The organism is Quyinboa sediminis (assembly GCF_042219855.1).
Lineage (GTDB): Bacteria > Bacteroidota > Bacteroidia > Bacteroidales > UBA5342 > JBHJHP01.
This window is the reverse complement of the sequence record NZ_JBHJHP010000005.1, coordinates 438,124-461,991: the sequence shown is the minus strand read 5'-3', so window position 1 is coordinate 461,991 and position 23,868 is coordinate 438,124. Positions and strand designations below refer to the sequence as shown.

24 protein-coding genes and 5 tRNA genes are annotated in these 23,868 nt (G+C 40.7%); all 29 read left to right on the top strand.

The features are described 5' to 3' along the window. Positions 1 to 3: 3 nt before the first annotated feature. The 29 genes from ACE1EF_RS14415 (at position 4) to rplA (ending at position 23,849) form a co-directional block, all read left to right on the top strand. A complete protein-coding gene (locus tag ACE1EF_RS14415) occupies positions 4 to 375 on the top strand; it encodes an FtsL-like putative cell division protein (RefSeq protein WP_375721381.1) in 372 nt (123 codons plus the stop codon). Between the two features lie 13 nt (positions 376 to 388). After that, complete coding sequence (locus ACE1EF_RS14410; protein ID WP_375721380.1) at positions 389 to 2,497, top strand: penicillin-binding protein; 2,109 nt, start codon at positions 389 to 391, stop codon at positions 2,495 to 2,497. Further along, complete coding sequence (locus ACE1EF_RS14405) at positions 2,497 to 3,957, top strand: UDP-N-acetylmuramoyl-L-alanyl-D-glutamate--2,6-diaminopimelate ligase (protein WP_375721379.1); 1,461 nt, start codon at positions 2,497 to 2,499, stop codon at positions 3,955 to 3,957. Before ACE1EF_RS14410 ends, ACE1EF_RS14405 begins: the two co-directional genes overlap by 1 nt. Next, positions 3,957 to 5,171 (top strand): phospho-N-acetylmuramoyl-pentapeptide-transferase, encoded by a 1,215-nt coding sequence (gene mraY / locus ACE1EF_RS14400; protein WP_375721378.1) that lies wholly within the window; start codon positions 3,957 to 3,959, stop codon positions 5,169 to 5,171. The genes ACE1EF_RS14405 and mraY overlap by 1 nt, the downstream gene beginning before the upstream one ends. Further along, entirely contained in the window at positions 5,171 to 6,514 is a 1,344-nt protein-coding gene (gene murD, locus ACE1EF_RS14395; protein ID WP_375721377.1) for a UDP-N-acetylmuramoyl-L-alanine--D-glutamate ligase, read from the top strand. Before mraY ends, murD begins: the two co-directional genes overlap by 1 nt. A 1-nt stretch (position 6,515) precedes the next feature. Beyond that, positions 6,516 to 7,718 (top strand): FtsW/RodA/SpoVE family cell cycle protein, encoded by a 1,203-nt coding sequence (locus ACE1EF_RS14390; protein ID WP_375721376.1) that lies wholly within the window; start codon positions 6,516 to 6,518, stop codon positions 7,716 to 7,718. Continuing rightward, positions 7,711 to 8,802 carry an undecaprenyldiphospho-muramoylpentapeptide beta-N-acetylglucosaminyltransferase gene (gene murG / locus ACE1EF_RS14385; protein WP_375721375.1) on the top strand — a complete coding sequence of 364 codons (1,092 nt, stop codon included), beginning with the start codon at positions 7,711 to 7,713 and terminating at the stop codon, positions 8,800 to 8,802. Before ACE1EF_RS14390 ends, murG begins: the two co-directional genes overlap by 8 nt. Then, the gene (murC, locus tag ACE1EF_RS14380; protein ID WP_375721374.1) at positions 8,802 to 10,184 is read left to right on the top strand and encodes a UDP-N-acetylmuramate--L-alanine ligase; all 1,383 of its coding nucleotides are present in this window, start codon (positions 8,802 to 8,804) and stop codon (positions 10,182 to 10,184) included. Before murG ends, murC begins: the two co-directional genes overlap by 1 nt. Then, complete coding sequence (locus ACE1EF_RS14375) at positions 10,177 to 10,905, top strand: cell division protein FtsQ/DivIB (protein ID WP_375721373.1); 729 nt, start codon at positions 10,177 to 10,179, stop codon at positions 10,903 to 10,905. Before murC ends, ACE1EF_RS14375 begins: the two co-directional genes overlap by 8 nt. 5 nt (positions 10,906 to 10,910) lie before the next feature. Continuing rightward, positions 10,911 to 12,179, top strand: coding sequence for a cell division protein FtsA (gene ftsA / locus ACE1EF_RS14370; RefSeq protein ID WP_375721372.1), 1,269 nt, complete (start codon positions 10,911 to 10,913; stop codon positions 12,177 to 12,179). A 21-nt stretch (positions 12,180 to 12,200) separates the two neighbouring features. Continuing rightward, the gene (ftsZ, locus tag ACE1EF_RS14365) at positions 12,201 to 13,643 is read left to right on the top strand and encodes a cell division protein FtsZ (RefSeq protein WP_375721371.1); all 1,443 of its coding nucleotides are present in this window, start codon (positions 12,201 to 12,203) and stop codon (positions 13,641 to 13,643) included. Positions 13,644 to 13,655: 12 nt separating this feature from the next. Then, positions 13,656 to 14,108: a GatB/YqeY domain-containing protein gene (locus ACE1EF_RS14360; RefSeq protein ID WP_375721370.1), complete on the top strand. Its 453-nt coding sequence runs from the start codon at positions 13,656 to 13,658 to the stop codon at positions 14,106 to 14,108. A gap of 396 nt (positions 14,109 to 14,504) precedes the next feature. Then, positions 14,505 to 15,404 carry a hypothetical protein gene (locus ACE1EF_RS14355; RefSeq protein WP_375721369.1) on the top strand — a complete coding sequence of 300 codons (900 nt, stop codon included), beginning with the start codon at positions 14,505 to 14,507 and terminating at the stop codon, positions 15,402 to 15,404. 128 nt (positions 15,405 to 15,532) lie between these two features. Beyond that, complete coding sequence (gene rplS / locus ACE1EF_RS14350; RefSeq protein ID WP_375721368.1) at positions 15,533 to 15,883, top strand: 50S ribosomal protein L19; 351 nt, start codon at positions 15,533 to 15,535, stop codon at positions 15,881 to 15,883. A 69-nt stretch (positions 15,884 to 15,952) separates the two neighbouring features. Beyond that, the gene (locus ACE1EF_RS14345) at positions 15,953 to 16,744 is read left to right on the top strand and encodes a DUF2797 domain-containing protein (protein WP_375721367.1); all 792 of its coding nucleotides are present in this window, start codon (positions 15,953 to 15,955) and stop codon (positions 16,742 to 16,744) included. 59 nt (positions 16,745 to 16,803) lie between these two features. Then, the gene (gene glmM / locus ACE1EF_RS14340) at positions 16,804 to 18,189 is read left to right on the top strand and encodes a phosphoglucosamine mutase (protein WP_375721366.1); all 1,386 of its coding nucleotides are present in this window, start codon (positions 16,804 to 16,806) and stop codon (positions 18,187 to 18,189) included. Between the two features lie 97 nt (positions 18,190 to 18,286). After that, complete coding sequence (gene rpsU / locus ACE1EF_RS14335; protein WP_375721365.1) at positions 18,287 to 18,478, top strand: 30S ribosomal protein S21; 192 nt, start codon at positions 18,287 to 18,289, stop codon at positions 18,476 to 18,478. A 56-nt stretch (positions 18,479 to 18,534) separates the two neighbouring features. After that, complete coding sequence (locus ACE1EF_RS14330; protein WP_375721364.1) at positions 18,535 to 19,410, top strand: tyrosine-type recombinase/integrase; 876 nt, start codon at positions 18,535 to 18,537, stop codon at positions 19,408 to 19,410. A 17-nt stretch (positions 19,411 to 19,427) separates the two neighbouring features. Next, positions 19,428 to 19,724, top strand: coding sequence for a ribosome hibernation-promoting factor, HPF/YfiA family (hpf, locus tag ACE1EF_RS14325; RefSeq protein ID WP_375721363.1), 297 nt, complete (start codon positions 19,428 to 19,430; stop codon positions 19,722 to 19,724). Between the two features lie 222 nt (positions 19,725 to 19,946). Continuing rightward, positions 19,947 to 20,028: transfer RNA gene (locus tag ACE1EF_RS14320), tRNA-Tyr, on the top strand. Positions 20,029 to 20,184: 156 nt separating this feature from the next. After that, positions 20,185 to 20,257 (top strand) — tRNA-Gly (locus tag ACE1EF_RS14315). Between the two features lie 9 nt (positions 20,258 to 20,266). Then, positions 20,267 to 20,340: transfer RNA gene (locus ACE1EF_RS14310), tRNA-Thr, on the top strand. Positions 20,341 to 20,422: 82 nt separating this feature from the next. Beyond that, a tRNA-Thr gene (locus tag ACE1EF_RS14305) sits at positions 20,423 to 20,494 on the top strand. Between the two features lie 55 nt (positions 20,495 to 20,549). Next, a complete protein-coding gene (gene tuf / locus ACE1EF_RS14300) occupies positions 20,550 to 21,737 on the top strand; it encodes an elongation factor Tu (protein WP_375721362.1) in 1,188 nt (395 codons plus the stop codon). 59 nt (positions 21,738 to 21,796) lie between these two features. Continuing rightward, a tRNA-Trp gene (locus ACE1EF_RS14295) sits at positions 21,797 to 21,869 on the top strand. Positions 21,870 to 21,884: 15 nt separating this feature from the next. Further along, positions 21,885 to 22,076: a preprotein translocase subunit SecE gene (secE, locus tag ACE1EF_RS14290; RefSeq protein WP_375721361.1), complete on the top strand. Its 192-nt coding sequence runs from the start codon at positions 21,885 to 21,887 to the stop codon at positions 22,074 to 22,076. A 10-nt stretch (positions 22,077 to 22,086) separates the two neighbouring features. Beyond that, complete coding sequence (nusG, locus tag ACE1EF_RS14285; RefSeq protein ID WP_375721360.1) at positions 22,087 to 22,635, top strand: transcription termination/antitermination protein NusG; 549 nt, start codon at positions 22,087 to 22,089, stop codon at positions 22,633 to 22,635. A 65-nt stretch (positions 22,636 to 22,700) separates the two neighbouring features. Then, positions 22,701 to 23,144, top strand: a complete 444-nt coding sequence (gene rplK / locus ACE1EF_RS14280) for a 50S ribosomal protein L11 (RefSeq protein ID WP_375721359.1) — start codon at positions 22,701 to 22,703, stop codon at positions 23,142 to 23,144. A gap of 15 nt (positions 23,145 to 23,159) precedes the next feature. Beyond that, entirely contained in the window at positions 23,160 to 23,849 is a 690-nt protein-coding gene (gene rplA / locus ACE1EF_RS14275) for a 50S ribosomal protein L1 (RefSeq protein ID WP_375721358.1), read from the top strand. The last annotated feature ends 19 nt before the right edge of the window (positions 23,850 to 23,868 follow it).

Below are 23,868 nucleotides of genomic sequence, written 5' to 3'. Positions count from 1 at the left end.
GGAATGGGGATACTGAATTTAAAATCAAAAAATAAATCGCAGAACGAAGAGCCGGAATTTTCCACCAGTTCCATCAAAGATATTTTAGACGGAAAAAAAACGCGTGAGTGGGTTGTCAGAAACCTGGGCTTTATCATATATATCACAATTCTGATTTTTTTCTACATCGGCAACCGGTATAGTTGTGAAAAAACAATTCGAAACATAGTTGAAATTGAAAAAGAACTTAAGGAATTACGTTTTGAATCGATTACAACAGCCTCTGAACTAATGAGTCTGAGCCGCATGTCAGAAGTTTCAAAGATGGTAAAGGAAAAAGGTCTTGACCTTGAAGAATCGCGTGAGCCGGCTAAAAAACTGGTGGTTGAGAAATAACTGTTAACCTGAGATGTCCATAAAAAAAGAAATAGTAAGAAAAATAGTAGTGGTATACATTATGGTACTGCTACTTGCATTTGCTATTGTTGGACGTATTCTGCAACTCCAGTTTGTGGAGGGGGATAAATGGAAAAAGTTGCAGGTTGGGGAAAATTCGAAACAAGTTGCTGTGCCTGCCAACCGTGGAGACATCCTGGCATGTGATGGACGTATGCTGGCCAGTTCGATTCCCAATTACAGCATCCATATGGATTTCAGGGCTGATGGCCTGACCTATAAATACTTTATGCAGCATGTGGATAGTCTGGCTCTGCAGTTATCGCGTTTTTTTAAAGATGGATCAAAACAGGACTATAAAATAAAGCTGATCAGTGGATTTGAAAGCGGGAACCGGTATTCCACCATCAACAGGAGGCGGGTGAGTTTTACGGAGCTGCAGAAAATTGAGAAGTTTCCGATCTTTCGACTGGGCTCAAATAAAGGCGGATTTATAGCAACGCAATATGATACACGGAAGTTACCTTTCGGTGAACTGGCTGCACGGACAATCGGGAAACTGAATTATGAAAAGACCCGGGGAGTTGTTGGTCTTGAAAATGCCTATAACGATGTGCTGGAAGGAGAAGAAGGTGTAAGTCTGACAAAAACCATTTCAGGAAAACGCATGAAAGTCAATGTGGTTGAGCCTACTGATGGTCACGATGTGGTAACAACCATTGATATTGATCTGCAGGATGTGGCCGAGACGGCACTCTATGCTCAGCTTCAGAAGAATGCGGCACACCATGGAAGTGCCATACTGATGGAAGTGAAGACCGGCGATATAAAGGCCATTGCAAATCTGGAAAGAACATCGGATGGTAGTTACAGTGAAACCTACAATTTTGCAATCGGTGAAGCAACCGAACCGGGATCAACCTTTAAGCTGGCTTCATTAATTGTGGCGCTGGAAGATGGCGTAATTGATCTCACCGATACAATTGATACAGAACATGGTGTACATTATTATTTTGGTGTTCCTATGCGGGATAGTCATGAAGAAGGTTATGGAAGAATTCCTGTACAGGAGGTTTTTGAAAAGTCTTCCAATATCGGTGTATCAAAAATTATATTTAACAATTATAAGGATGATCCAAAACGGTTCGTTGACCGCTTGCTGGAAATGAGACTGGATCAGAAACTTGATATTGAAATAGCAGGTGAGGCAAAGCCCTATATCGCATATCCTGGAAATAACACCTGGTCGGGACTTTCACTGCCATGGATGTCTATTGGTTATGAGGTGAAGCTTGCACCTATTCAGACATTAACCTTCTACAATGCAATTGCAAATGACGGTGAAATGGTAAAACCGCGTTTTGTGAAAGGGATCAGTTATCATGGTGACATGATAAAGAGATATGATACTGAAGTGTTGAGCGCTTCAATCTGTTCAAGACAAACACTTAAAAAAGTGAAACGGATGCTGGAGGGTGTGGTGGAAAACGGTACAGCCAGCAATCTTCAGAATCTGCACTATAAAATTGCCGGTAAAACCGGAACAGCTCAGATTGCCCAGGGAACAAAAGGGTATATTGGTGAAAGCGGAAAGCAGTATTATGCCTCATTCTGTGGTTATTTTCCTGCCGACGATCCAAAGTATACCTGCATTGTGACAGTTAACAGCCCTACAAAAAGTGTTTTTTACGGTAATGTACTTGCCGGAAATGTATTTCGTGAAATCGCGGATAAGGTTTATGTGCAGAACGTGGATATGCAAAAACATGAAGAGGAAAAAGATCCTGATCCTGAATTTAAAGTCCCTGTTACACTTGACGGGAATAAGAAAGATTTAATGACGCTTTTTTCAGGACTCGAGGTGAATATAAAAGATGAGTCCAGTAACGGTGACTGGGCGCATACCTATAATAGAGGTGATCATATTGAGGTTAAATCCCTGAGCATTATCGATGGTCTGGTACCAAATGTACTGGGAATGGGGGCAAAAGATGCACTGTTCCTTCTTGAAAATGCAGGATTATCGGTACGCATGAGCGGGGTTGGAAGGGTGGTGGAGCAATCCATTCTCCCCGGGGCAAGAATTACAGGTGCCAGTACAATATATATAAGGTTAAGGTGATGAAAAAACTATTGGATATACTACCGGAAATTGAACCATTGGAAATCGTGGGTAACAAGGATGTTATTTTTGGTTCAATTGAGTTTGACTCCCGGAAAGTTGGTGAGGGTGATCTTTTTGTGGCTATGCGCGGTACACAGACTGACGGTCATGTTTATATACCTCAGGTGATTGAAAAACAGGCAGGCATAATTGTGTGCGAAGTTTTACCGGAAGAGATGCCTGCACACGTAACATTTATCCGTGTTAGCTCGGCATCGAAAACACTGGGCAGGCTGGTTGCAGCATACTTTGACCATCCTTCACAGCAGATGACTCTGGTTGGTGTGACAGGAACAAATGGTAAGACCAGCATTGCAACCTTGTTATACAATTTGTTTCAGGCATTCGGTTATAAGGCCGGCTTGTTGTCCACTGTGGCTAATTACGTGGATGATACTAAAATTGAAGCAACACATACAACGCCTGATGCGATCACCATAAACCGGCTTTTGCATGAGATGGTGGAGGCGAAGTGTGAATACTGTTTTATGGAAGTAAGTTCGCATGCTATAGATCAGGATCGAATTGAAGCACTGGACTTTGATGGTGCCATATTCACAAATCTAACCCGGGATCATCTGGATTATCATGAGACATTTGCGGCTTACCGTGATGCGAAGAAGAAATTTTTTGATGGTCTCAAACCCGGGGCTTTCGCGCTCTATAACGCGGATGATAAAAACGGTACCGTGATGGTTCAGAATTGTAAGGCAGACATCAGATCATACAGTTCCAAAGGCATGGCCGATTTTAAGGTAAAGATTATAGAACGTCATTTTGACGGGATGCAACTCAGTATGGATGGGCATGACGTATGGGTTTCGTTTACCGGTGATTTCAATGCGATGAATCTGCTGTCGGTATATTCGGCAGCTGTTCTTCTGGATGAAGAACCTTCTGAAGTATTGGTGGAAATGAGTAAACTTAAGCCTGTAGCCGGACGCTTTGAAACCTTAAAATCCAACGACGATGTGGCAGCTATTGTGGATTATGCCCACACACCGGATGCACTGATAAATGTACTGGACTCCATTAATGTCATTCGTAGGGGAGAGGGGAACCTGATAACGGTGGTTGGTGCCGGTGGTAACCGCGATAAGGGAAAACGTCCGTTGATGGCTGAAGCATCAGTGGTAAGAAGTGAAAAGGTTATCCTCACCTCGGATAATCCACGTTTTGAAGAGCCTGATGCCATTATTGATGATATGTATGCAGGAATACCGGAGGATGCTAAAGGAAAGGTTTTGAAGATCACTAACAGAGAACAGGCAATTCATACCGCGATAATGCTTGCCGGACCCGGAGATGTGATTCTTGTTGCAGGAAAAGGACATGAAACATACCAGGATGTAAAAGGTGTGAAAAGCCATTTTGATGACAAGGAAATAGTGGAAAAATATTTTAAACAAAGAACATAATGCTCTATTATTTATTCGATTATCTCAACAGTCTTGATGTTCCCGGGGCAGGGGTGTTTCAGTACATTTCATTCCGTTCGGCGGCAGCCATTATAACTTCGTTATTGTTGACCACCATTTTCGGTAAGAAAATCATTTACATGCTGCAACGCCAGCAGATTGGTGAGACCGTACGTGATCTTGGACTGGAAGGGCAGATGCAGAAACAGGGAACACCTACCATGGGCGGTTTGATCATTCTCATGGGTATTCTTGTTCCGGCAGTATTATTTGCAAAACTGGATAATATATACATCATTCTCATGCTTATTACAACCGTATGGTTGGGAAGCATCGGTTTTCTTGATGACTATATAAAAGTGGTAAGAAAGAATAAAGAGGGGCTTGCAGGAAAATTTAAGGTGATTGGACAGGTGGGGTTAGGCCTGATCGTTGGCCTGACCCTTTATCTTAGCGATGATGTAACGATAAGGGAAAAGATACCGGTCAGGGATAGCAGTGGTGAAATTGTGGAATATGTTCAGCAGGATATTAAATCGACCAAAACAACCATCCCCTTTGTAAAAAACAACAATCTGGATTATGCCGATCTGTTGTTCTTTCTTGGCGAAAATGCACAGAAGTGGGCCTGGATTCTGTTTGTGATGATAACCATATTTATTGTCACTGCCATATCAAACGGAGCAAATCTGACAGATGGCTTGGATGGACTTGCCACCGGATCATCGTCAATTATTGGTGCTACGCTGGGCATCCTGGCCTATGTGTCCGGTCACGTGGGATTTGCTGGATACTTGAATATAATGTATATCCCTCAGATTCAGGAACTGGTGGTATTTATGGCGGCATTTATCGGTGCAACCGTTGGATTTTTATGGTATAATTCATTCCCGGCACAGGTATTTATGGGGGATACCGGAAGTCTTACTCTGGGTGGTATTATCGCTGTAATTGCCGTCATTATTCATAAAGAGTTACTGATTCCTATTCTGTGCGGTGTGTTTATTGTAGAGAATTTGTCGGTGGTTATGCAGGTGTCCTATTTTAAGCATACCAAACGAAAATATGGTGAAGGACGGCGGATTTTTCTGATGTCTCCATTGCATCACCATTTTCAGAAGAAAGGATTCCCGGAACCTAAGATTGTAATCAGGTTCTGGATTATAGGAATCTTTCTGGCTGTATTGTCAATTGTAACGTTGAAAATGCGATAATGTCAAACAAACGACTGGTCATATTGGGAGCTGGAGAAAGCGGTGCCGGTACTGCAGTACTTGGAAAGCTCAAGGGGTACGATGTGTTCGTTTCTGATATGGGAGCAGTTTCTGATAAATATAAACATTTGCTGAATCAGCACCAGATAGCCTTTGAAGAAAAACAACACAGTGAAGCCTTAATACTGAATGCTGATTTAGTGATGAAAAGTCCCGGTATTCCTGAAAAAGCGCCAATCATTAAAAAGATACGGGAGAACAATATTAAAGTTGTTTCGGAAATTGAATTTGCATCATGGTATTGCAGTGCAAAACTGGTTTGTGTAACAGGCAGCAATGGTAAAACTACAACAACCTCATTGATTTATGACATCTTTAAAAAGGCAGGACTGAATGTTGGACTGGCCGGAAATATCGGTGACAGTTTTGCGCTTCAGGTAGCTTTAAAATCGTATGATGTGTATGTTTTGGAACTTTCCAGTTTCCAGCTTGACGATATCGAAAAATTTAAACCCGATGTGGCCATCTTAACCAATATAACCCCGGATCACCTTGACAGGTATGACTATAAGTTTGAGAATTATATCAAAAGCAAATTCCGCATCACAATGAACCAGACAGATAATGATGTATTCATTTATAATTTGGATGATCCGGTTACCACAGAATGGCTTGACAGAATAGGCTTAAAGGGAAAGCCGGTGCCATTTTCACTGGATAAGGCACTTAAAAAAGATGGCGGTTGGGAAGCGGGAGAAGACATAACATTGAAATACCAGGATAAAATACTTAATATGAAAAGAACCAGCTTAGGAATTAAAGGCAGGCACAATGTCAGTAACTCTCTGGCAGCGGGCTTGTCTGCTATGGTAATGAACATCAGGAACGAAGCCATTCGTGAAGCACTGTCCGATTTTAAAGGTGTAGAGCACCGGCTTGAAAGGGTTTCTGCGGTGAGAGGCATTGAGTTTATCAACGACTCCAAGGCAACCAATGTGAATTCTACTTGGTATGCTCTGGAATGCCTGAATACACCGGTGGTGTGGATTGCCGGAGGTACAGATAAGGGGAATAATTATGCAGAACTCCTGAATCTTGTTAAAGGAAAAGTTAGAGCACTGGTATGCATTGGTGTTGACAACAGTAAATTAAAAGATCAGTTTGGCGACATAGTGAATACCATTGTTGAAGCTGAAACCATGGAAGAAGCAGTGAAAACGTCTTATTTTCTTGCCAAAAAGGGAGATACGGTATTGTTATCGCCGGCCTGTGCCAGTTTCGACAGGTTTAAAAATTATGAAGACAGGGGAAATCAGTTTAAACAACAGGTAAGAAAACTATAGAATGCGACAGTTTCTGAGTAAATATTTTAAAGGTGATTCCATCATCTGGATTCTCATACTGCTTTTGGCTATTATTTCTGCCATCTCAGTTTACAGTTCATCCGGAACTCTGGCATACAGGTATAAGGATGGGAATACGACGTATTATATACTCAGACATGTAGTTTTTCTGTTGATTGGATTTGGTGTAATAATCATGGTTCATAATATACATTACAAGTATTTTTCCAGGTTATCCTTATTGTTACTGCCACTTTCAGTCGTATTACTCGTGTTAACGATTTTTTCAGGTAATAGTCTCAATGAAGCATCCCGCTGGATTACAGTCCCGGTTATCGGACTTAGTTTTCAGCCGTCAGAAATGGCAAAGATTGCTTTAATCATGTATATCGCCCGCATTTTGTCTGTTAAACAAAAAGATGATGAACCGACACGCGATGCCTTCAGGCCCATAATGATTGCCATCGGTATAGTCTGCGGCCTGATCTTTACCGAGGATTTTTCAACCGCAGTACTGATTGCCGGAATCGGTATGGCCATGATGTTAATTGGACGTGTTCCGGTAACATATCTGCTTTATACTGTTGGAGCCGGTGTTGTGGTCGTCGCATTAATTGTATTGCTTGCTATGCAGTTTCCGGATGTAAAAGCTTTTCACCGGGTAGATACCTGGATTTCCAGGGTAGAGACCTTTGGTGAAAACGATAATGCCGATATGGATAAGGCTTTTCAGGCGAACCAGGCTAAAATTGCCATTTCAACCGGAGGGTTGTTTGGTAAGGGACCGGGAAACAGTATCCAGCGCGATTTCCTGCCGCATCCATATTCCGATTTTATTTATGCAATGATTGTTGAAGAAGGAGGTCTGTTTTTTGGAATCATTGTATTGCTGTTTTATCTGATTATGCTGTATCGTGCAGGCGTGATCGTTAGAAAATGCAGAACAACCTTCCCGGCTTTTCTGGTGATAGGACTGATGCTGGCATTTACGCTTCAGGCATTGGCACATATGGCTGTCAGTGTGAACCTGATGCCTGTAACGGGGCAGACACTGCCCATGGTGAGCATGGGTGGAACCTCCATATTATTTACTTCTATAGCATTGGGAATGGTGCTTAGTGTAAGTCGGTATGCTGTGGTAGAAGATGCTGAGGAAGTGGAACAGGGCAAAAAAGATGTAAGTGAAATAGAAGATAATGAGTAAAAAGGTTATCATATCGGGCGGTGGTACAGGAGGACATATTTTTCCTGCAGTATCCATTGCAAATGCATTAAAACAAAAAGATTCAGGTATTGATATCTTGTTTGTAGGAGCTGAGGGCCGTATGGAGATGGAACGGGTTCCTGCAGAAGGTTATCCGATCATAGGATTACCGGTCAGTGGTTTTATCCGTAAGCTGACGCTTAAGAATATAACGGTTCTGCTTCGTTTGTATAAAAGCTTGCGAAAAGCGCGGAAAATCATTTCAGAATTTAAACCGGATGCGGTTGTTGGTGTTGGAGGTTATGCAAGCGGACCACTGGTTAAACAGGCAGTGAAAAATGGCATTCCGGCATTGTTGCAGGAGCAGAATTCATATGCCGGTGTCACAAATAAATTACTGGCCAGACAGGTGAAAAAAATATGTGTGGCATACGAAGGCATGGAAACCTATTTCCCAAAAGAGAAGATTATACTTACGGGAAACCCTGTCAGACAGAACCTCCTTCAGAATTATAACCGGCTGAAAGCGGTTAAGTCTTTCGGTTTTGATCCGGAAAAGAAGACCGTACTTATATTGGGTGGAAGTCTTGGGGCTCGTACGATAAACCGTAGCGTAATGAAGAGTCTTGAGCTTATATCAGAAAACGAAGTGCAGTTTATCTGGCAAACAGGTAAGATCTATATCAATGAAGCCCAAAAAGCCTTGAAGGAAACACACAAAAATATTTATGTCACGGACTTTATTAAAGATATGGGCATGGCTTATGCAGCAGCTGATGTTGTGATTTCGCGGGCGGGTGCCGGAACAATTTCTGAGCTATGTTTGCTGGGCAAAGCTGTGATACTTGTTCCTTCGCCAAATGTTGCTGAGGATCACCAGACTAAGAATGCGATGGCTTTGGTAGGGAAAGATGCTGCTGTGATGGTAAAAGATATAAATGCAGAAGATCAGCTTATAGCCAGGGCTCTTGAGTTAAGCAGGGATGAAGTTAAGTTAAAGAAGCTTCAGATGCAGATTTTGAAGCTTGCACTCCCGGATTCTGCAAATCTTATTGCAGACGAGGTCATAAAACTGATGAAATAATGGATTTGAACAGAATAAATCATGTGTTTTTTGTAGGCGTCGGCGGTATAGGCATGAGCGCCCTGGCACGTTATTTTAAATTTCTGGGCAAAAATGTGGCAGGATATGACAGGTCTGAATCGGAACTGACAGATGAGCTTGAAGCGGAAGGCATTGCGGTAACTTATGATTCTGATCCGGAAAGTATACCGGTTGAATACAGAAGTCAGGCGGACACCCTCGTTGTATTTACTCCGGCAGTGCCACTTTCGTTACCCGTTTTAGCCTGGTTTTACCACCATAACTTCACGGTTTTAAAAAGAGCACAGGTGTTGGGTTTAATCACCAGGGAACAAAAGGGGGTTTGTGTTGCCGGAACACATGGTAAAACAACAGTTTCATCCATGATCAGTCATCTGCTGAGAAACTCATCGGTGGATTGTAACGCTTTTCTGGGAGGTATATCTCTTAACTACAAAACGAATCTTCTGGTTTCTGATAATAGTGATTATGTAGTGATTGAAGCTGATGAATATGATCGCTCATTTCATCAGTTAACACCATATGCGGCAGTTATTACTTCGGTTGATCCGGATCATCTTGAGATTTATGGCAATTATGAAAATGTGAAAGAAGGTTTCAATAAATTCGCCTCACTAATAAAAGAAGATGGCATTCTTTTACACAGGAACGGTTTGCAGATTAATCCTGATTTGAACAGCGGTGTAAAAAGTTTTACTTATGATATTGAAAAACCGGCAGATTTTTATGCTGAGAAAATTGAAATTGAAAACGGGCAGTATCTGTTCAGTTTATTAACTCCGGAACGTAAAATTGTAAACCTGCAGCTTGGTGTTCCCGGTCGAGTAAACCTTGAGAATGCTGTGGCTGCATTGGCGATAGGTACGTTGTTGGGATGTACCGATGCAGAGTTGCGAGCCGGAATAAGTTCCTTTAAAGGAAACAGGAGACGCTTTGAATACCATTATAAAACATCACGGAAAATCTATATTGATGACTATGCACACCATCCGAAAGAAATTAAAGCTACACTGGCTTCATTAAAGGAACTCTATCCTGATAAACGGATTACCGGAATCTTTCAGCCACATCTGTATTCAAGGACAAAAGATTTTGCTGTTGAATTTGCTGAAAGCCTCAGTATGCTGGATGAATTGATTCTGCTTGAAATCTATCCGGCAAGAGAAGAGCCGATTCCCGGAGTGAGTTCCGAATTAATTTTTAATGATGTGAAAATGACAAAAAAAGTGTTGACTAACAGGTCAGGACTTTTTGCGGCAATAAGGAAGAACAATCCTGAGTTGCTGATTTCAATGGGAGCAGGCGATATTGGTGAAATGGTTGGCGGAATAAAAAAGGTTATTGAAGAGTTGGATGCGTAAAGTAAGAAACATATTACTGGTTGTTTTACCATTAATTTATATAGTGGTAACCATGGGATTTGTTTCCGAGAGCAATCGTAAATTGATTTGTACCGGAATTGAAGTCACCGTACTCGACAGCCTGACCAATACATTTATAGATCCGGCAGATGTGTTGATGATGCTACAGCATGAAGGCATTAAGCTGGAAGGACAACGAATGAACGACATCAATGCACAGGACGTTGAAGATTATATTGATAAGCATCCTTCAATACTGAAAAGTGAATGTTATAAAACCATTGGAGGAATTTTCAGAATTGATGTTCATCAACGCAGGCCTCTTATCAGAGTGCTGACAAACAGAAGCAATTATTATATCGATAGTAATGGTGAAATAATGCCGTTTTCAAGACATTATACGGCTTTCGTTCCTGTTGCAACGGGCAATGTGAATGACGATAAAATTAAGCAGGGACTATTTGATTTAGGTAAGTTTCTGGATGAAAGTGAGTTTTGGAGAGCACAGATCTCACAGATTAATGTGGTGGACGACAGGGATGTGACTATTATACCCCGTGTGGGAAATCACGAGATTGAGTTTGGTTCACTCGATAACATCGAAGAAAAATTTGCACGGCTGGAGGCATTATACAAAACAAAATTTAATACCGAAGGCTGGAACCGGTATAAAAAAATTAGCGTTAAATTTGAGAATCAGGTTGTATGTACGAAAAAATAAAGCCCATGGAAAAATTTATTGCAGCATTGGATTTGGGAACAAGCGAGATAAGAGGAGTATTAGGTAGAAAAGATGCCAACGGAACGGTATCAGTGTTGGCTGTTAAAACAGTAAGATCAGAAGGCATAACTCGTGGTCTGATCATTAATCTCGATACAGTGGCCAGAGCTGTAAGGGAGATTGGTCTGTCGCTGGAGAAAGCAACTGGTAAGAAAATTGAGAAATTCTTTGTAGGTTCCGGAGGGAGCATGATTTATGCACGCGAGAATAGTTCTTACAAAAGAATGAACCAGAAGGGTGAGTTCTCTGATGAGATGATAGCTGAGCTTCGACGCGAAAATGAATCGATCGTTTTGGATTACGAGGCAGAAATCATTGATGTTAAAAACCAGGGCTTCGTTGTTGATGATGAATTTGAAATTGTTGATCCTGTTGGTGTGCATGGCTCAAAAATAGAAGGTCATTATGTGGTGCTGGGCATTAAACGCAACGACAGGGAAACCATCCGTAAATGTATGGAGAAAGCAGGCTACGAATTGGCTGGCATTATTTTAACTCCCCTTGCAGTTGCAGACAGCCTGTTGAGTAAGGATGAAAAGGAACTGGGTGCGGTATCTGTGGATTTTGGAGCGGGAAAAACCAGTGTTGTTGTATATCAGAGTGGTAAATTAAAACGCATTGCAGTTCTTCCCTTCGGAGGAAACGTCATCAGCAAGGATTTAGCAGCCGGGTGTAATATTGTTCTCGATAAAGCAGAAAAGGCTAAAATCAAGCATGGTTCTGCCGTTGCAGAATCGCAGTCGGAAGATGACAGGATTACGATACCGGCAACTCCGGGCTGGGATGCAAAGGAATTATCATTTAAAACCATGGCCTATATCATTCAATCGCGGGTGGAGGAGATAATGGCTAATGTGCTGTATCAGATCGAGAGGAGTGGGGCATACGAAAAGCTTGGCGCAGGAATTGTCTTGTCTGGTGGTGGCGCACAGTTAAAAGATCTGAGGCAGCTTGTTAAACTTAAAACGGGGTTGGATGTTCGTACTGGCACTGCTGTAGATTTACATCCAGACCTGGATGAAAACACCTGTGCAGGTATCAACGGAATATTGGAAGAAGCAAATGAAGATTGTGTTAAGAAAGAGGAATTTAAAACTCTGGAGCATAAAAAAGTCAAACAGAAAAAACAAAAAGTAGAACGGACGGGTAATTTGTTTGGCAATATATTAAAGACGGTTGATAACTTTTTTGATGACGAAGATAAATCAATGTAAAAACACCAAAACAATAATAAAATGGACGAAATACTGGAAATAGGTTTACCGAAACAAAGACCATCAATTATTAAAGTTGTTGGTGTTGGAGGTGGAGGAAGCAATGCTGTAAATTACATGTTTCATCAGGGGATTCGTGATGTTGAATTTATGGTTTGCAATACGGATGCGCAGGCTCTTGATAACTCTCCGGTTCCCCAGAAAATACAGTTGGGTGAAACACTCACTTCAGGACTGGGAGCAGGAAGTAAGCCTGACATTGGACGTGAGGCTGCACGTGAAAGTGTGCGTGAAATAGAGGAAGCACTCGGTGGTGCAACCAAAATGGTTTTCATAACTGCCGGAATGGGTGGCGGAACAGGAACAGGTGCTGCACCCGTCATAGCGGAGATAGCCAAAGATCTGGGTTTGTTAACAGTGGCCATCGTAACCATACCTTTCTTATTCGAAGGAGCCAAACGTGTAACACAGGCTCTTGATGGAGTGGAGGAAATACAAAAACATGTCGATGCTCTGCTGGTGATTAGCAATCAGAAACTGAGAGAAATATATGGTGACCTAAAGTTATCCAATGCATTTTCGAAGGCTGATGATGTTTTATTAACTGCAACAAAGGGTATTGCTGAGATTATAACATTACCTGGGTATGTTAACGTGGACTTCGCTGATGTGCAGACGGTAATGAAAAACAGTGGTATTGCCATAATGGGAATGGGATCAGCTTCAGGAGATGACAGGGCATACAAGGCTATTGAACATGCTCTTATATCGCCACTGCTGAACAATAATGATATTACAGGTTCAAAAGATATTCTACTGAATATAACTTCTGGTAATGTGGAAATAACGATGGATGAGGTTGGCCAGATTACGGATTACATTCAGGAGAAAGTCGGGTTGGAAGCATCCATTATTTGGGGAACCGGAAATGATGAATCCCTGGGTGATGCTGTAAGTGTGTCCATTATAGCGACAGGGTTCACAGAAAAAAGTATACCTGAACTGGTTGAAAAGCAAAAAAGCAGGGTAAGAAAGTTTAACCTTGAGGAAGAGGATGCTGAGCCTGAGCCCGGAAAGGATGATGATGATGTGCCACGTCTTGAGTTTGGAAAGGTAGAAACAGATGAAAAGCCGTTAAAAGAAGTTGATTTTACCAAAAAAGAGACCGATGATAAGGCAAGATATGAACTGTTTTATGGCAACAAGCAGAATAATGCCGGATATGAGGTTGTCTCACCATCTGTTAAACGACATCCTATAGGGCTTAAGAATTCGCTGTCGGCGGATGATCTTGAAAATGATAAACTGATTGACATGATGGAAAATATTCCCGCATATCAGCGAAGTAATATGAAATTATCAGGAAATGAACCCGAGGAAGTTTCAAGGTTCACCATTAATGAAAACGGCGATGGTATTTCTCTCAACGAAGACAATTCATTTTTAAATAATCAGGTCGACTAAATCTGCATACATATGAGTTTGGAACAAAAAGTAAATGATGAACTTAGAGTGGCTATGAAAGCCAGAGATAAAGTAAAGCTTGATACCCTTAGGGGAATTAAGAAAGAGATAATAGAGGCTAAGACTGCCAAAGGTGCAACAAGTGAATTATCTGAAGATACCGAAATGAAAATTCTTCAGAAGATGTTGAAACAACGTCAGGATTCTGCTGAAATCTATGAAGGCCAGAACAGAAATGATTTGGCCGAAGATGAGCGAAATCAGGCAGAGATTATTTCCGGATTTTTACCAAAACAACTTTCCCATGAGGAGCTGGAGACAGAAATTGTAAAGTTGATGGGTGAACTTGGTGTCGATTCAATGGCCGGTATGGGCCGGGTGATGGGCGAGGCTACCAAACGCTTTGCCGGTAAGGCTGATGGAAAAACCATATCGGGAATAGTAAAGGATAAGTTGTCAAAATAAAGCTTTTAATAACAAAAAAAAACTCGCTGCCAAGCGAGTTTTTTTATTTTAGGCTAATGGGTTTCAAGTTAAGGATTTTGGAAACCTAACAAGTTTTAAGGATGAACGTTACTTGCAGTACAAATGTAGGGTGAGTTTTGGAAAAAAAAATCACATAAAACCATAAATCTGAATATCACGGAAAACCGTTAGTTTTTGGCTGTAAACCTTTTGAATAAAGGCAGGTCGTTAAAATTCAAAAAAAAAGAATTTTGAAAAAAATAATATTGTGATAAATCAGACTTAAAGAACAGTTTTATTTTGATATACAATATAATTTGTTTTTTTTTGTTTCTGAATAATGAGCAATGCAAGATTTATTTATATATCTTTGTCGTTAATTGAATGTTAATGTAGATGGGCCTTAGAAAAAGCTACCATATATATCTGTTACTTTTACTGATCAGTTGTTTTATTTCTACTACAGCTTATTCTCAATATTATGGATACAACAGGGGATATGATATTTCTAAGGGGCTCTCTGTATCTGTAATGTTTGGTCCGACAATTTTCGCAGGCGATCTCGGAATGGAACTCTTTCAGAGTGAAGCCAGTAAACTGAACAAACAGAATAACTATATGGGAATTTCATATGGCGTATTGTTTGTAAAGGATATTGTTGAGGCTGCCAGTGTTCGTTTGCAGTTTAACAGGGGAACCTTGCAGGGAACCCGGCTTGATGAAAGTGGAAATCCATTGTTGGAATTCAATACAAATTTAAAATACGAAATGAGTCTCGGTGCTCATGTTAATATTAACAATATAATTGGTGGATACTATAATTACAGGGTGGTTAATTTTTATACCATTACCAGTCTGACGATTTTATCCTATGATCATCATGCAATGTTAGGCACCGCTCATCCCGATTATGTGGCAGGAGAGGATAATACGGACCGGACACATTATCCGTATCTGAATGGCGTTCCCGAAACGCAAACTACTTTTTTGACTAAGCTGGGAGGTGGTGCAAGATTCAGAGTCGATAATAACTGGGGTGTAAATCTTGAATTAACAGGAAATCTACCTTTGTCAGGAAGTATGGAAGGTGCCGACCTGATGGATGGTTATAAAACCTATTCCGATGGTAGGCCAACCGAATATTCTGATTTTTATTACACCATTCAGGTTGGAGTGCAATATACATTCAAATCAAATAACTTCAGGTCCTTACCGAAATATAACCGGAAATCATACAAGTACAAGTACAAGCGATTCAAGTATAATCCCGGACGTAAACGTCTGCTGCGTCGTTAATTATTTCAATCTTCGGTTTTGTCACATTAAATTTATTACTATCTTTGCAACCCAAATTTCGTGTAATCGCTGGCAGAATAAGAGTGGTCTGTTATGTTACGCGTTGATTAACAGATAAATAGATAATCATGGATTTGATTAAAGTAGTAGAACAGGAATTCAGTGCAGAACCAAAGGAGTTTCCGAAATTTAAAGCCGGGGATACGGTATCTGTAGATTACAAAATTATTGAAGGTAACAAAGAACGTGTTCAGCAGTTTCGTGGTGTAGTTATTAAGATTAAAGGTGAAGGAGCAAAGAAATCATTTACCGTTAGAAAAATGTCTGATAATATCGGTGTTGAAAGAATTTTCCCATTCGATTCACCATTTATTGAAAACATTACGCTGAATAAAGTGGGTAAGGTTCGCAGATCAAAATTATTCTATCTTCGTGGTCTTACCGGTAAAAAAGCCAGAATCAAGGAGAAACGATTTTAATACATTTTTTTTAGAGGGGAAAAGCCGTCCGTTGGACGGCTTTTTTTATTTTTATAAAAATATTTTTTCATGCCTGAATACATCCTTAAAAAACTGAATACAGAATACGGGAATCCTGTAAGGTATTCCATAGGACCGGATGGTGACTGTACCAATCTCAACGATCTTATTGGATCAGAGATTTCGTTGGTGTATAAAAACAAAATCATTTGTAGTTGGTGTGGGAAGCAAACAAATAAGTCATTTGCACAGGGCTATTGTTACAACTGTTTTGTATCCTGCCCCGAAACGGAAGAATGTATACTGAGGCCCGAGCTTTGTCAGGTGCAGTGGGGTGAAGCCAGAGATCTGAAATGGGCTGAAGAGCATCACCTGCAGCCTCATGTTGTTTACATTTCCTATACCAGCAATTTTAAGGTTGGAGTGACCAGAAAAACACAAATGCCAACCCGTTGGATTGATCAGGGTGCAGTAGCTGCAATGGCTGTGCTGGAAGTTCCTAACAGGCATATTGCAGGGGTCGTGGAAGATTTTATGAAACAGTATTTTTCCGACAGGACAAAATGGTCTGAAATGCTTGGCCTTGTCTCAGCAAATCCTGACTTTACAGAAAGTTATGCGCTTTTCAAAAGTGTTTTGCCGGATGAGTTTCATGATGACCTGATTGCAAATCCCGAGGTTACAAGCATACTGTATCCATATTCCGGAGTTTCGGGAAATCTGAAGAATGCAAACCTGGAAAAGGAAGTTAAGATCACAGGTACACTGGCCGGGATCAAAGGGCAATACCTTGTTTTTACTGATGGCAGAGCCCTCAATGTCAGAAAATATACGGGCTATGTCATTGATTTCAGCTTCTGAATAAAAGTTGTTTTGCAGGTGGTATATTATATCGTAAATTTGTGCCTTAAATTTTGAATATGACCCTTATTAAATCGATATCAGGCATACGTGGAACCATTGGAGGAGCACCCGGTGAAGGGCTGACCCCAATGGATGTAGTAAAATTTGCAGCAGCATATTCCCAATGGCTGGGTGAGAACACTTCGGTGAAAAACAAGAAAGTAGTAATTGGAAGAGATGCCCGGGTTTCCGGGCCAATGGTGGTTCAGCTCATTGAAGGAACTCTCATTGGGATGGGGATTAATGTGGTAAACATTGGTATGGCTTCAACACCGACCACAGAAATGGCAGTGGTTAATGAAGCTGCACAGGGAGGAATTATTGTTACAGCCAGTCATAATCCGTTTCACTGGAATGCACTGAAGCTTTTAAATGAGTATGGTGAATTTCTCTCGGCTGCAGATGGGGAGCAGATCCTGAAGTTTGCCGCTGAGAACAAGTATGAATTCGCAGATGTTCATGATCTTGGAACTGTAAAGGTTAAGAATAATTATGATGATCACCACATTAATAAGATACTCAAACTTGATCTTGTTGATGTGAAGGCTATTTCCAAAGCGCAGTTCAGAGTCGCAATAGATTGTGTAAATTCTGTTGGGGGAGTAGTGCTGCCCAAGTTATTAATTGCCCTGGGAGTTGAGGAAGTATTGGAGCTGAACGTTGAACCGGATGGTCATTTCCCTCATAACCCGGAACCCCTACCGGAAAATCTCACCGATCTCTCCGCTTTAATCAAAGATCAGAAAGCTGATATCGGTTTTGTGGTTGATCCCGATGTGGACCGGCTGGCTGTGGTTTGTGAGGATGGTTCGATGTTTGGAGAGGAATATACACTGGTGGCAGTAGCAGATTATATTTTGCAGTCCAAACCGGGTAATACTGTTTCAAATCTCAGCTCAACACGTGCTTTGCGTGACATTACCGAGTTGTTTGGTGGCGATTATAACGCTGCAGCTGTGGGCGAGGTGAATGTGGTGGCAAAAATGAAGGAAACCTACGCAGTGATTGGTGGCGAAGGAAATGGTGGTGTTATTTATCCTGAGTTGCATTATGGTCGCGATGCTCTGGTGGGGATAGCTTTATTCCTCACATACCTGGCAAAGCAGAAGACAAGCGTTACTGAATTAAAATCTACTTATCCTGTTTACCATATTTCAAAAAACAAGATTGAACTGCCACAGCATGTTGATGTGGATGCAATCCTGCTGCAGTTAAAGGAGAAGTTCAGCACGGAAAATATTACAGATATTGATGGCGTGAAAATTGACTTTGAAGATTGTTGGGTCCATTTAAGAAAATCAAATACAGAACCCATCATAAGAATTTACAGTGAAGCTGAAACAGAATCGGCAGCTAATGAGCTGGCAATGAAATTTATCGGGGAAATAAAGGCATTGCTGTAAATAGTTTTGTGAAAATTGAATAAAAACTTTGCATTTTAATTTTCATTGTATAATTTTGCATGCCAATTTTAATAAACGAAATTAAAAAGATTATAATATGATTATTGTTCCTGTAAAAGAGGGTGAAAATATTGAAAGAGCGTTAAAAAAATTTAAACGCAAATTCGAAAAAACAGGTGTTGTTCGTGAGTTACGTTCTCGTCAGGCTTATACAAAGCCATCTGTAGAGATGAGACAACAAAAACTCAAAGCTATTTATAAACAACAATTACAGCAGGAAGAAGATTAAACTATTTTGGGCATCCCTAATATTTTCGTATATTCGTTAAGGAGATTTGCCCATATATGTTGATAGATCAATTTCTAAAATATATACAGTATGAGAAGAATTATTCTACTCATACTGTTTTTGCTTATAAAAAGGATATCGAACAGTTTTTCGGGTTTATTGGTGGTGATGAACCCAAACCTGAAAATGTGGACAGTTCCGATATTCGTTTGTGGATTGCCCAGCTTTATGACGACGGTATATCTCCGAAGTCTGTTAACCGAAAACTTTCCTCCTTAAAATCTTTTTTTAAGTATTTGCTCCGGCAGGATATAATTAAATCTGATCCGGTAAGGCTTGTGGAAGGGCCCAAAATTCCAAAACGTTTGCCATCTTTTATCAAAGAAAAGGAGATGGAGGTGTTGCTGGATTATACTGATTTTGGAAGTGATTTCTCCGGATGTCGGGATAAGGCAGTTATAGAGATGTTTTACGGAACAGGAATTCGTTTAAGCGAGCTGGTATCTTTAACGCACCGAATGGTGGATCTTCCTTCCGGTATAATAAAAGTTACTGGTAAGAGGAACAAGCAACGGATTATTCCGGTCAACCATCAGCTTCGACTGACGCTTTTAACATATATTGATGAAAAAAGTAAGAACGGGTTCAACCTTGCCGGTTCATTCTTTGTTACAGATAAAGGAGAAGGGGTATACGAAAAGTTGATTTACAGAATAGTGAAAAAACACCTGGCTATGATTACTACTCAGTCAAAGAAAAGTCCACATGTATTACGGCATACATTTGCAACGATATTATTAAATAAAGGTGCTGATATTAACGCAGTAAAAGCACTTTTGGGTCACGCCAATCTGTCTGCAACGGAAGTATATACGCATAATACTTTCGAAGAATTAAAGAAAATTTACAACAAAGCTCATCCCAGAGCTTAAATCATGGAGGTAAAATTATGGATATCCGTATTAATTCAGTTCGTTTCGATCATTCTGAACAGCTTGAACAGTTTATTCAGAAGAAAGTAGGAAAATTAGATAAGTATTTTGAAGGGATAATAACCGTGGATGTGATCCTGCGTGTTGTTAAACCGGAGAGTTCGATCAATAAAAAGGTTGAGTTAAAGGTTAATGTGCCTAATAATGAGTTGTTTGCAGATAAAACAGCGGATTCATTTGAGGAGGCACTGGATTTGACAATTGATGCGGTAAAAAAACAATTAACAAAACACAAGGAAAAATTAAAACGTTAGTTTTTAAAGCGTTAATACAGGAGGCTGCGTATTAGGCCTTAGAAAGTGAAAAGCAGACAGAAAAAAAAGAGGAAAAATTTTTGTAGAAAAAAATTATTATCTACATTTGCACACCGTTTCGTCAGGGTACTGACGGGACGGTTTTTTAAAGTTCTTTTTTTTGGTGGAACAAGATTGAAGCAGATTAATCAGAGGTGTTAATTTGAACAATTTTTTAAAAACGGGAAGATACCGAAGCGGTCAAACGGGGCAGACTGTAAATCTGTTGGCTCAGCCTTCGTAGGTTCGAATCCTGCTCTTCCCACAGTAAGAATTTACTTGACGAAGTAAGTTCAGAGCAAAAGAAAAAAACATTCTGAGTCAGATTAATTTTTAAAATTAACGACCGGCTTTTGCATGCAAAAACAAGGTTCTTTGAGACAACGATCTGATCGAGCAGTTTTAATTGCTAAGAAATTTTGCGGGAGTAGCTCAGTTGATAGAGCATCAGCCTTCCAAGCTGAGGGTCGCGGGTTTGAGCCCCGTCTCCCGCTCTGCTTTTTGCCGGATTAGCTCAGTTGGCCAGAGCACGTGATTTGTAATCTCGGGGTCCTCAGTTCGAATCTGAGATCCGGCTCTTTATCTTAATTTATTGATGAGGTAAAGATGGCCTCAAACATTACCTTGAGGTGTAGGGGTAACCCTAATCTACCGAGTCTGCCGACGTAGCTCAGGGGTAGAGCGCTTCCTTGGTAAGGAAGAGGTCACGGGTTCAATTCCCGTCGTTGGCTCTAAACATGAGAATTTAACATTTAATTATTTATAAAACATATAATCGTTTGAGTTATGGCTAAAGAACATTTTGATCGGTCGAAACCTCATGTTAACATTGGTACTATCGGTCACGTTGACCATGGTAAGACTACTTTAACTGCAGCTATTACAACTGTACTTGCCAAAAAAGGTCTTTCTGAAGTAAAAGCTTTTGATTCTATTGATAATGCACCTGAAGAAAAAGAAAGGGGTATTACAATTAACACTGCACACGTAGAGTATCAAACTGAAAATCGTCACTATGCACACGTTGACTGTCCTGGTCACGCTGACTATGTTAAGAACATGGTTACCGGTGCTGCGCAGATGGACGGTGCTATCCTTGTTGTGGCCGGTACTGATGGTCCGATGCCTCAGACCCGTGAGCACATCCTGCTTGCTCGTCAGGTAAACGTTCCACGTATCGTAGTATTCCTTAACAAGGTGGATATGGTTGACGATGCAGAGCTTTTGGAACTTGTTGAAATGGAAGTACGTGAATTACTTGACTTCTATGAATTCGACGGTGACAATACTCCTATTATTCACGGTTCCGCACTTGGTGCATTGAATGGTGAGCCTGAATGGGAAGAAAAAGTAATGGATTTGATGAACGCTGTTGATGAGTGGATTCCACTTCCTCCGCGTGACATTGATAAGCCGTTCCTGATGCCTGTTGAGGATATCTTCTCAATTACAGGTCGTGGTACTGTTGCTACAGGTCGTATCGAATCTGGTATCATCAAAACTGGTGAAGAAATGCAGATCATCGGTCTTGGTGCTGAAGGTAAGAAAACTGTATGTACTGGTGTTGAGATGTTCCGTAAGATTCTTGATGAAGGACAGGCTGGTGATAACGTAGGTCTTCTGCTTCGTGGTATCGACAAAAACGAAGTTAAAAGAGGTATGGTTATTGTAAAACCAGGTACTATTAAACCGCATACTAAAGTTAAAGCTGAGGTTTATATCCTGAAAAAAGAAGAAGGTGGACGTCACACTCCATTCCATAATAAATACCGTCCTCAGTTCTACCTGCGTACACTCGATGTGACAGGTGAGATAACACTTCCTGAAGGAACTGAAATGGTAATGCCTGGTGATAACCTCACAATTACTGTTGATCTTATCTATCCGGTTGCCTGTAACGTAGGTTTACGTTTTGCAATCCGTGAAGGTGGTAGAACAGTTGGTGCGGGTCAGATCACTGAAATTCTTGAGTAATTATTTAATTCTCAAAATATACGATAAAGTCCCGGCCATTTCATGACTGGGACTTTTACACGGGTTTAGCTCAGTTGGTAGAGCACTGGTCTCCAAAACCAGGTGTCGGGAGTTCGAGTCTCTCAACCCGTGCAATCAACATATGTTATGAAATTAGTAGATAATATAAAAGCTTCGTATGACGAGCTTATAAACAAAGTGACCTGGCCAACCTGGTCAGAACTCGTTAACAGTTCAATTGTTGTTTTAACTGCTTCCGTTTTAATTGCACTGTTAATATTTATTATGGACTTAGGCTTCAAGAATTTGATGGACGTAATCTACAAAATAGTTTATTAATCAAGTGGGCATGACTGAGAAATTAGAAAAAAAGTGGTATGTATTAAGGGCTATTGGTGGTAAAGAGAAGAAGGTTAAAGAGCTTCTTGAGCACGAGATGGCTAATACCGATTTAGGGAAATACGTTTCTCAGGTATTAATCCCAACAGAAAAGGTCTATCAAATCAGGAACGGTAAGAAAATCAGTAAGGAGAGAAACTTTTTTCCTGGTTACATCTTAATCGAAGCGGCTCTCGTTGGTGAGGTGCCTCATACATTAAGAAATCTAACTAATGTAATCGGCTTCCTGGGGGATGGCGGGGAACTGCCAACGCCTCTGCGGTTATCTGAGGTTAACAGGATTTTAGGAAAAGTGGATCAGCTGGCTGATTCTGAGGAAGAAATGGCCGTTCCTTTCTTCGTTGGCGAAACAATCAAAGTTACTTCCGGACCTTTTAACGGGTTCAACGGTATCATTGAGGAAGTTAATGAGGAGAAGAAAAAGTTGAAAGTGATGGTTAAGATCTTCGGACGTAAAACTCCGCTGGAACTTGGCTTCATGGATGTTGAAAAGGAATAGGCAATTGATGTTACGCCTTTGTCAGAATTCCTGTAAAATTAACAATTTCAAAGTAACGATTTATCATGGCTAAAGAAATTGCTGGACTTATAAAGTTACAGATCAGAGGAGGAGCAGCGAATCCCTCACCACCAGTAGGACCTGCATTAGGTGCTAAGGGTGTTAATATCATGGAGTTTTGCAAGCAATTCAATGCCAGAACTCAGGATAAGGCTGGTAAGGTTTTACCGGTTGTTATCACTGTTTACAGCGACAAATCGTTCGATTTTGTCATCAAGACGCCTCCTGCAGCCGTTCAGTTGCTTGAAGCCGCTAAATTAAAAAGCGGTTCAGCTGAACCAAACAGGAAAAAAGTGGCTCAGGTAACCTGGGATCAGGTTAAAGCCATCGCCGAAGATAAAATGAACGATCTTAACTGTTTCACAGTTGAGTCTGCCATGAAGATGATTGCAGGTACTGCAAGAAGTATGGGAATCACTGTTTCCGGAGAGTTTCCGGTTAATCAATAAAACAGAATTTTGAAGATGAGTAAATTAACAAAAAATCAAAAAGCTGCTTTAGAAAAGATTGAAGCCGGAAAAGCCTATACTCTAGCTGAGGCATCAGAGCTGGTTAAGGAAGTTACCTTTACCAAATTCGATGCATCGGTTGATATAGATGTTCGTTTAGGTGTAGATCCTAGAAAAGCTAACCAGATGGTTAGAGGTATCGTTTCTCTTCCGCACGGAACAGGTAAAGAAACCAGGGTACTGGTTTTATGTACACCCGAAAAAGAAGAAGAAGCAAAAGCAGCTGGAGCAGATTATGTGGGTCTGGACGATTACATTGACAAAATCAAAGGTGGTTGGACAGATATCGACGTAATTATTACCATGCCTCCTGTAATGGGGAAAGTTGGTCAGTTAGGACGAATCTTAGGGCCTCGTGGTTTAATGCCAAACCCTAAGAGCGGTACTGTTACAATGGAAGTTGGTAAAGCTGTGAGTGAAGTTAAACAAGGTAAAATCGATTTTAAAGTTGATAAATACGGAATCGTACACACATCTATCGGTAAAGTAAACTTTACTCCCGATAAGCTGGTGGACAATGCCAAGGAATTTATTGACACCTTGAATAAGCTGAAACCATCTGCTGCCAAAGGAACTTACATTAAAAGCATTTATCTTTCAAGTACCATGAGTCCAGGTATCAAAGTGGACCCTAAAGAGTTTTAATCTTTAATAGGACAAGAAA